This window comes from Rhodococcus sp. BS-15 (genome assembly GCF_000813105.1).
Taxonomy (GTDB): domain Bacteria; phylum Actinomycetota; class Actinomycetes; order Mycobacteriales; family Mycobacteriaceae; genus Rhodococcoides.
This window is the reverse complement of sequence record NZ_BAOX01000476.1, coordinates 1-2,288: the sequence shown is the minus strand read 5'-3', so window position 1 is coordinate 2,288 and position 2,288 is coordinate 1. Positions and strand designations below refer to the sequence as shown.

Below are 2,288 nucleotides of genomic sequence, written 5' to 3'. Positions count from 1 at the left end.
TCGTCTTTCCCGGACCGCTGACAGCGGTAGCGCCGCCGGGGATTGGGTTTGCTTCCGTTTCCCCTGGTGCCCCTGGCGGCGCACCCGGAGCGGCCGCTGCGTTGGTGGAACAGCGCAGCGGCCGCTCCCACGGCCCCGACTCCCGGCGTCTTTGCTTCCACTTCTTCGCCACGGAGCCGGGGCCGTTCCATGTCCAGGCCTAGGCCGCTGACCAGCCGATATGTGGCCATCCTGGCGGGCTTAGGCCCCTGACCAGGGGATTTATCGGGGTACCCCCCCTGGGACACCCCAGGTCAGTGTCCCGCGATGTATACGCGCGGCATCGCCAGGGTCGCGTGGGGGACTAATACCCCAATGTCGTTGTGCAGCAACAGTTTATGAGGATCGAAGCTGGTAGATCCGCGCCCGTGACAGGCCGGTGGCTTCGGCGATGTCCTGCCAGCTCTCACCGTCGGCGAAGGCGCGACGGATCCGGTCACGGATCTGTCGGCTCGTCCGGGCCTGCAGGTCGGCCAGGGTCGTCTGTTCGCGGGCCAGTTTGCGGTAATCCGACGCCAGGGTCATGGTCCCAGTCTAGGGGGTATGGAACGCTACTGACCAGGCGCGAGTTCCCATTCTGTCGGTGACACCTGTACCCAGTTCTCGGGATCGGCTGTGGTCAGTACGTACTCGGGGACGCCGAGTGTGCGGCCCAGCGCCGTGGAGTCGTCGTGGTAGGGGATCGTTCGGTCCAATTGACCCTGCAGATCCCGGATCCCCGATCTTTGACCGGCCTCGTCCACTGTCAGGCCGGCGGCGTTACATTTCTCGGTCACGACTCGTTTGTTCCACATGACGATCAGTCAACGCCGGTCGGCGTCGGATCGGCGTCGTTCGAGTGAATGAACGTGGGCGGCATCGCCTGTTTTGTCGGACTCGACTGGCACACTGCCGCCCATGGCACTCACAAATAATTCGCGTCAGAAGTTCCTCGTCCAGACAATTCCGTTCGGAATGGGCAAACTGTATCGGCACGAGTACGAAGGCAGGTTCGAGCTGGACCCCTCCGGCGCACTGTTGATTCAGGAATCGAGCGGTAAGCAGCTGGTGTGGGGGCCGGGTGTGTGGCAGCGCATTGACCTAGCGATCGGCACCGACACCGACACCAGCACGGAAGGCTGAACCATGGCACTCGAAAACACGGCTGTGAAGTCGTTCAAAGTCACTTACCAGGGAAGTAGTAGTCGGGGCACAACCGTGTTCACGGACTCGAAGTACGAGGTTCACGCGTCCGGGGCGCTGTTCATCTACGAGGGCGGCGACGAGCCGAAGACAACGATCTTCGGCCCCGGCGTGTGGCTTCGCGTCGAGGATCCGGCTCCGGCAGAGAAGTCGCCAGCTGCGCCGCGGAGGCTTCGGTAAACGATAGGGACGCCCTGCCGGGGGGCTGATTGGACCCCCCCCACGGCCTAGGCCGAATTTCCTACCGCTGTCGTTCCGCTCCACTCCGGATAGCCCCGCTTGTGTGGGGACGCGGGGCTATCCGGTACCGCCATGGCCCAGATGATCAGTCAGGGGCGTGGTCGTCGAAAGGGGCATGGGCGCGTATGAAGCTGCCTTAAGTCGCCCGACCAATTCGTTTTCCCACTGATCGGTTCTTGGGGACGTCCACAGGGTAGTTTTCTAACAGGCGACGTCTTTCCGCCGACACCGCGTCGAGTGCTTTCACAAGGACGTTTTCGTCTTCATCTATGCCTTCGTCCCAGGCGTCGCGTCCGTCGCCAGTTGGAACGAGGGCGGCCATCAGCAACTCGTGCGCAGCTTTGTGAGCGGCCACTACGTTCGGCCAGGGTAGGCCCGCGGCTAGGAACTCCGCGCGCTGAACAGCTAGTAACGCCGGTTCGACCGCTGCCCGGCGCTCTGGCCAGTTCTCCGCTGAAATTGTGTTCTGTACTCGTTCTTCCTGGGGTACCGCGAACGTGTAACTCTGCACCTGGATAGTTGCCTCAAGTAGGGCGTCGCCGTATTCGCGGAGGATGTCTATCTCGGTGTCGCGCATCCGCTGTAGTGCCTGCAGTCTGGCTGAGTACCGTGTGGCACCCCTGTTTACTCGCGCGCCGATGTACGCGCCTCCGAACGCGATCATCGCCGCACCAACAGGGATCAGAACAATTGGATCCATGGCGTTCCCCCAAAATCGACCGCCGGGTGTAAGCGGCACCTCACACACAATATTGGGTCGATCCCGCAGGACGGGTTGCAACACGGCCGGCAGTTCACGACCAGTTCACGAAACAAATCAGGCCCCC

The 2,288-nt window shown here is 62.5% G+C and carries 6 protein-coding genes; 2 read left to right on the top strand and 4 right to left on the bottom strand.

The window, feature by feature from the left end:
• The 3 genes from RHBS_RS29885 to RHBS_RS27060 all read right to left on the bottom strand — a co-directional run.
• The coding region (locus tag RHBS_RS29885; RefSeq protein WP_236745422.1) for a hypothetical protein at positions 1-230 on the bottom strand (230 nt) is incomplete at its 3' end.
• A gap of 145 nt (positions 231-375) precedes the next feature.
• Positions 376-564: a hypothetical protein gene (locus RHBS_RS27065; RefSeq protein ID WP_128646882.1), complete on the bottom strand. Its 189-nt coding sequence runs from the start codon at positions 562-564 to the stop codon at positions 376-378.
• 26 nt (positions 565-590) lie between these two features.
• Positions 591-815, bottom strand: coding sequence for a hypothetical protein (locus tag RHBS_RS27060; RefSeq protein WP_128646881.1), 225 nt, complete (start codon positions 813-815; stop codon positions 591-593).
• Between the two features lie 121 nt (positions 816-936).
• Here RHBS_RS27060 and RHBS_RS27055 point away from each other — a divergent pair, with 121 nt between their 5' ends.
• Together RHBS_RS27055 and RHBS_RS27050 are read left to right on the top strand one after the other, a co-directional pair.
• Complete coding sequence (locus RHBS_RS27055; RefSeq protein WP_094695436.1) at positions 937-1,161, top strand: hypothetical protein; 225 nt, start codon at positions 937-939, stop codon at positions 1,159-1,161.
• 3 nt (positions 1,162-1,164) lie between these two features.
• Positions 1,165-1,401: a hypothetical protein gene (locus RHBS_RS27050; RefSeq protein ID WP_128646880.1), complete on the top strand. Its 237-nt coding sequence runs from the start codon at positions 1,165-1,167 to the stop codon at positions 1,399-1,401.
• A gap of 196 nt (positions 1,402-1,597) precedes the next feature.
• On the opposite strand, the gene RHBS_RS27045 is transcribed toward RHBS_RS27050, so the two are convergent.
• Positions 1,598-2,161 carry a hypothetical protein gene (locus tag RHBS_RS27045; RefSeq protein ID WP_145977640.1) on the bottom strand — a complete coding sequence of 188 codons (564 nt, stop codon included), beginning with the start codon at positions 2,159-2,161 and terminating at the stop codon, positions 1,598-1,600.
• Positions 2,162-2,288 lie beyond the last annotated feature (127 nt).